This is a genomic window from Kitasatospora sp. NPDC001539 (assembly GCF_040298565.1).
Classification (GTDB): domain Bacteria; phylum Actinomycetota; class Actinomycetes; order Streptomycetales; family Streptomycetaceae; genus Kitasatospora.
Window position 1 is genome coordinate 1 of the sequence record NZ_JBEPAK010000345.1, and the last position, 5,909, is coordinate 5,909.

Annotated in this window: 5 protein-coding genes; 4 read left to right on the forward strand and 1 reads right to left on the reverse strand. The window is 74.0% G+C overall.

Annotated elements, in window-relative coordinates; translation table 11 throughout:
- Window positions 1-125: 125 nt before the first annotated feature.
- Window positions 126-1,232 (reverse strand): pyridoxal-phosphate-dependent aminotransferase family protein, encoded by a 1,107-nt coding sequence (locus tag ABT247_RS31145; protein ID WP_350749338.1) that lies wholly within the window; start codon window positions 1,230-1,232, stop codon window positions 126-128.
- A gap of 142 nt (window positions 1,233-1,374) precedes the next feature.
- On the opposite strand from ABT247_RS31145, the gene ABT247_RS31150 reads away from it, so the two are divergent.
- From ABT247_RS31150 to glnII, 4 genes are all read left to right on the forward strand, one after another.
- A complete protein-coding gene (locus tag ABT247_RS31150; RefSeq protein ID WP_350749341.1) occupies window positions 1,375-2,466 on the forward strand; it encodes an amidohydrolase family protein in 1,092 nt (363 codons plus the stop codon).
- 246 nt (window positions 2,467-2,712) lie between these two features.
- Window positions 2,713-3,390, forward strand: coding sequence for a uracil-DNA glycosylase (locus ABT247_RS31155; protein ID WP_350749344.1), 678 nt, complete (start codon window positions 2,713-2,715; stop codon window positions 3,388-3,390).
- A gap of 171 nt (window positions 3,391-3,561) precedes the next feature.
- Window positions 3,562-4,524, forward strand: coding sequence for an SCO1860 family LAETG-anchored protein (locus ABT247_RS31160; RefSeq protein WP_350749346.1), 963 nt, complete (start codon window positions 3,562-3,564; stop codon window positions 4,522-4,524).
- 234 nt (window positions 4,525-4,758) lie between these two features.
- Window positions 4,759-5,781 (forward strand): glutamine synthetase, encoded by a 1,023-nt coding sequence (gene glnII / locus ABT247_RS31165; RefSeq protein WP_350749349.1) that lies wholly within the window; start codon window positions 4,759-4,761, stop codon window positions 5,779-5,781.
- Window positions 5,782-5,909 lie beyond the last annotated feature (128 nt).

Below are 5,909 nucleotides of genomic sequence, written 5' to 3' on the forward strand. Positions count from 1 at the left end.
TGTGTGGTTTTGTTTTTTTTTGTTGCTTATTCGTTTGGGCCGTGCGGGGGTTGGGGTGGCGCGGGGGGTGGGGCGGTGCGGGGGGGCGCCCCCCTACTGGTTGGGGGGGCCGCTCCGGCGGCTGCCTAGGCGGTGGCCGTCGCCGACCAGGCGGCCTCGGCGGCCGCCAGGGCCGGCCCGGCGTCGGCCTTCGTGGCCGTCGCGAGCGCGGCCAGGCAGGCGCGGACGGTCTCCAGCGAGGCCGCCGGGCCGTAGTGGTTGATCCGCAGCATCTCGGCGGCGAGGGCGCCGCCGCCCGGCTGGACGGGCAGCGCCGGGTCGAGGGCCGCGGTGAGTTCGGCGGCGTGCAGACCGGCCGGGGTGCGCACGGTGGTGGCGACCGGGGCCGCGTGGGCGTCCTCGCGGACGTAGGGGGCGAGGGGGTCGAGGGCGCGGACGCCGGCCCGGGTGGCGGCGGAGGCGGCGCGGTGCCGGGCGATCACGGCGGGCAGGCCCTCGGCGGCGATCCGGTCCAGGCAGGCGCCGAGCGCCAGCATCTCCAACTGGGCCGGGGCGTGCGGGAGTACGGCGCGACCGGCGTCCGTCCAGCGCTCCTTCCAGTCGAGCAGGGAGAGGTAGGAGCGGCGCGGGGCGGCCGGGTTGGCGGCGATCCGCTCCCAGGCCCGCCCGGAGACGGAGACGGCGGAGACCCCGGCCGGGCCGCCCATCGCCTTCTGGCCGCCGATGACGCACAGGTCGATGCCCCACTCGTCGGTGAGCAGCGGCTCGGCGGCGACGGAGGCGACCGCGTCGAGCATCAGCAGGGCGCCGTGCTCGCGGACCACGGCGGCGATCTCGGCGACCGGGTTGGTGTTGCCGGTGGCGGCCTCGGCGTGCACCAGCGAGACGAAGTCGGTCTCCGGGTGCGCGGCCAGCGCCTCGGCCACCTGGGCGGCGCTCACCGCGCCGTCGAAGGGGACGGCGAGGTCGACGACGGTGGCGCCGCACGAGCGCAGCCAGTTCCCGAAGGTCTGCCCGTACGGCCCGGTGACGATGTTCAGCGCGGTGGAGCCCGGGTGCGCGGCGCCGCGGATCGCCGCCTCCAGCGGGAGCAGCGCCTCGCCCTGGGTCACGATCACGTCGGCCTCGGTGTGCAGCAGCGCGGCCACCTGGTCCTCGATCGCCGCGAACCCGGCGGCGCTGAGCGGGGGGAGGTCGAGGAAGGGGCTCACGGCTTCGACACGGCCTTTCACTTCGGGGACGGTGGTTCGGACCGGCGGTCGGGCCGCTCGGTCCGGCCGCTCGGTGGGGCCGGCGAGCGGCGCGGGTGGGTCGCACCGAGTCTGCCGCATTCTCGCCGCCCACCCGGAACCGGCCCGTCGGTAGAGTGCGGCCATGAGCGATGGCGCGGTGCTGCACGTCCGGGGTCGGGTACTGGTCGGCCCGCAGGAGGTCCGGGACGAACTCTGGGTGGTGGACGGGCGGGTGAGCTTCACCCGTCCGCGGACCGCGGGGGACGTCCGGACGGTGACCGGCTTCGTGCTGCCCGGTCTGGTGGACGCGCACTGCCACGTCGGACTGGACGCGCACGGCGCCGTGGACGCCGAGACCAGCGAGAAGCAGGCGCTCACCGACCGTGACGCCGGGACCCTGCTGATCCGCGACGCCGGCTCGGCCGCCGACACCCGCTGGATCGACGAGCGCGAGGACCTGCCCCGGATCATCCGCGCCGGCCGGCACATCGCCCGCACCCGCCGCTACATCCGCAACTACGCGCACGAGATCGAGCCCGGCGACCTCACCGCGTACGTCCGGGCCGAGGCCCGGCGTGGGGACGGCTGGGTGAAGCTGGTCGGCGACTGGATCGATCGCGACCGCGGCGACCTCGCCGCCTGCTGGCCGGGCGACGCACTGGCCGAGGCGATCGCCGCGGCGCACGAGGAGGGCGCACGGGTGACGGCGCACTGCTTCGCGGCCGAGTCGCTGCCGGACCTGCTGGCGGCGGGGATCGACTGCGTCGAGCACGCCACCGGCCTGACGGAGGAGCTGATCCCGGCCTTCGCCGAGCGCGGGGTCGCGATCGTCCCGACGCTCGTCAACATCGCCACCTTCCCGGGGCTGGCGGCCGGCGGCGAGGCGAAGTTCCCGGCCTGGGCGGCGCACATGCGGCGGCTGCACGAGCGCCGTTACGACACGGTGGGCGCCGCGCACGACGCGGGCATCCCGGTGTTCGTCGGTACGGACGCGGGCGGCTCGCTCGCGCACGGGCTGGTCGCGGACGAGGTGGCGGAGCTGGTGAAGGCCGGGCTGAGTCCGGCGGAGGCGCTGTCGGCGGCGAGCTGGGGGGCGCGGGAGTGGCTGGGGCGGCCCGGACTGGAGGAGGGCGCGCCGGCGGACTTCGTGGTGTACGGGGAGGACCCCCGGGCGGACATCCGGGTGCTCGCCGACCCGCGGCTGGTGGTGCTGCGGGGGCGTCCGGTGGCGTGACCCGGGTAGGGCTGGGGGCGCGTCCGGTGGTGTGATCCCGGTGGGCGCGGAACGGCGGTCCCGGTGGAGGTGGAACGGCGGTCCCGGTGGGCGCGGAACGGCGGTCCCGGCGGCTGAGGAACGGCGGTCCCGGTGGGCGCGGGGTGGCGGGCGCTTCCGTCGACCGCGCCACCGGCCCGGTCCGGCGGTCGATCGCATGATCGTCCGCTGAACGGGCCGTCGGTGTAGGCCGATAGGGTGGCGACCATGGCACCGCGTCCACTGAACGAGATCGTCGAGCCCGGTTGGGCCACCGCCCTGGAGCCGGTCGCCGGGCGGGTCGCCGCCATGGGCGACTTCCTGCGCGCCGAACTGGCCGCCGGCCGCACCTACCTGCCCTCCGGCCCGAACGTGCTGCGCGCCTTCCAGCAGCCCTTCGCCGACGTGCGGGTGCTGATCGTGGGGCAGGACCCGTACCCGACGCCCGGCCACGCGGTCGGGCTCAGCTTCTCGGTCGGGCCGGAGGTGCGGCCGATCCCGGCGAGCCTGGTCAACATCTTCCAGGAGTACGGCAACGACCTCGGCCTGCCGCAGCCGTCCAACGGCGACCTGACCCCGTGGACGCAGCAGGGCGTGCTGCTGCTCAACCGGGCGCTGACCACCGCGCCGCGCAAGCCGGCCGCGCACCGGGGCAAGGGCTGGGAGGAGGTCACCGAACAGGCGATCCGGGCGCTGGCGGCGCGCGGGGGGCCGCTGGTGGCGATCCTGTGGGGCCGGGACGCCCGCAATCTGCGGCCGCTGCTCGGGGAGATCCCGGCGATCGAGTCGGCGCACCCGAGCCCGTACTCGGCGAACGGCGGCTTCTTCGGCTCCCGGCCGTTCAGCCGGGCGAACGAGCTGCTGGTGCGGCAGGGGGCACAGCCGGTGGACTGGCGGCTGCCGTAGCAGATCGTGGTCAGTGCGGAACGTCAAACTCACTCCAACGGGTGAAATGACGTTCTGTGTGACTCATGTGACGGATCGTTTGAGAAGACTGGCGGCTCATCGTTCCACCTGTGTGGGGGTCCCGTCATGTCTTCTCGGCCGTCTCGCCGAATCGTTTCCGCATCCGCCGCCGTGGTGGTGAGCACCCTGCTCACCGCCGGTCCCGTCCAGGCCGCTCCGGCGAGCCCGGCCCCGACCGCTCCCTCGGCCTCGACCGTGCCCCCGGTCGGGTCCCCGGCGGGCAAGGCGCGTGCCGTCACCGCCGAACTCGACCTGGACGTCAAGCTGTTGAACAATGCGGTCGACGTCCCGGTGGACATCGCCCTCAACAAGGTGGAGACGCCCGCTCGGCGCGACGGCTCGGTGCTGACCGCCAAGGTGGACGGCGTCGACCAGACCGGCCCGGTCGAGCTCGTCAAGGCCGACGTCGGCACGTCCGTCACCCGCGCCGACGCCAAGGGCGCCGCCGCCTCCGTCAAGCTGGTCAACGCCGACGTGCACGCCCCCGGCCTGCCGGCCACCGCGCTGCTGGGCCTGGAGGCGATGAGCGCGGAGGCGACCTGTCCGGTGGACGGGCAGCCCACCGCGAACGTGGTCGCGCCCGCCAGGCTGAGCGTGCTCGGCAAGCCGGTCACCGTCGGGCTGTACGGCCCGACCAAGGTGGACGTGCCGCTGGTCGGCAGCGTGTCGGTGGAGTTCTCCAAGAAGACCACCACCACGACCACCGCCGCCGCCTCGGCGCTGGAGGTGCAGGTGGAGGTGAACCCGCTCAACCTGAACGTCGCCAAGGTCACCGGGACGATCACCGTCGCGTCGGTGAGCTGCGAGAAGCCCGTCACCCCCGGCCCAGGCAGCACTCCGAGCCCGGTGGCGTCCACCGGTGCGCCCGCCGCCCAGCCGGTGGCGGACACCACGACGACCACCCGGGCCGCGGTGCCGCAGGCGGCGGTGGAGAAGCCCGGGAAGCTCGCCGCCACCGGCGGCAGCAGTGCCACCGGCCCGCTGGCCGCCGGGGCCGCCGCCCTGGTCGCGGGCGGGGCCGCCGCGCTCTGGGCCACCCGGCGCCGCCGGGCCGCGCACGCTCGTCGGCACTGAGCCGGCGGGCCGTCCGGAGGTGCGGGGGCGCCGGGCCTCGGCCCTCCGGACGGTCGGAGCCGCCGGGCGTCGGCACCGCGAACGGCGGGAGTGCCGCGCCCGGCACTCCCGCACCGTGACCGTGCCACTGCGGACGGTTGGTTCACATGCGCGTTACACGAGAGGAACAACCGGGAAACGGCGCCTTGCAACGCTACGCGGGCACCCACCACCCAGCACTGCGAGGGACACGCCGTGGCAATCAAGGCCGAGTACATCTGGATCGACGGCACCAAGCCGACCGCGAAGCTCCGTTCCAAGACTCGCGTCCTGCCCAACGCCGACAAGATCCCCACCTGGGGCTTCGACGGTTCCTCGACCAACCAGGCCGAGGGCCACGCCTCGGACCGCGTGCTGGAGCCGGTGAAGGTCGTTCCGGACCCGATCCGCGGCGGCGACCACATCCTGGTCCTCTGCGAGGTCCTGGAGACGGACGGCACCCCGCACGAGTCCAACACCCGCGCCCTGCTGCGCGAGGTCGACGAGAAGTACGCCGCGCAGGAGTCGATCTTCGGCATCGAGCAGGAGTACACCTTCTTCAAGGGCTCCCGCCCGCTCGGCTTCCCCGAGGGCGGCTTCCCGGCCCCGCAGGGCGGCTACTACTGCGGCGTCGGCGCCGAGGAGGTCTTCGGCCGCGAGATCGTCGAGCTGCACCTCGACCGCTGCATCGACGCCGGCCTGGCCATCTGCGGCATCAACGCCGAGGTCATGCCCGGCCAGTGGGAGTTCCAGATCGGCCCGGTCGACGCGCTGACCGTCTCCGACGACCTGTGGATCGCCCGCTACCTGCTCTACCGCACCGCCGAGGAGTTCGGCATCGACGCCACCCTCGACGCCAAGCCGGCCCGGGGCGACTGGAACGGCGCGGGTGCGCACACCAACTTCTCCACCAAGGCGATGCGTGAGGGCTACGACGCCATCATCACCGCCTGCGAGGCCCTCGGCGCCTCCCAGGAGAAGGTGCTGGAGCACGTCAACCAGTACGGTGACGACATCCAGTCCCGCCTGACCGGCAAGCACGAGACCGCCCCGTGGAACGTCTACAGCTACGGCGTCTCCGACCGCGGTGCCTCCGTGCGCATCCCGTGGCAGGTCGAGGTGGAGAAGAAGGGCTACATCGAGGACCGCCGCCCGAACGCCAACGTCGACCCCTACGTCGTCACCCGCCTCCTGATCAACACCTGCTGCGAGGCGCTGGAGAAGGCCGGCCAGGTCTGATCCGCCCCCGGGCACGCACCGCGCCCGCAGGCCCTTCCCGCTCGGGGAGTCTCCTCGGCGTGCAGGGTCTGCAGCCACAGGCACTCGACGGACTTCACATCGGCCGGCTCCGTCCAGGTGTCGACCTG

Bases quoted from the DNA above. Each gene is read 5' to 3' on its own strand.
- ABT247_RS31150 (WP_350749341.1), top strand. From the start codon at position 1,375: ATGAGCGATGGCGCGGTGCTGCACGTCCGGGGTCGGGTACTGGTCGGC.
- ABT247_RS31155 (WP_350749344.1), top strand. From the start codon at position 2,713: ATGGCACCGCGTCCACTGAACGAGATCGTCGAGCCCGGTTGGGCCACC.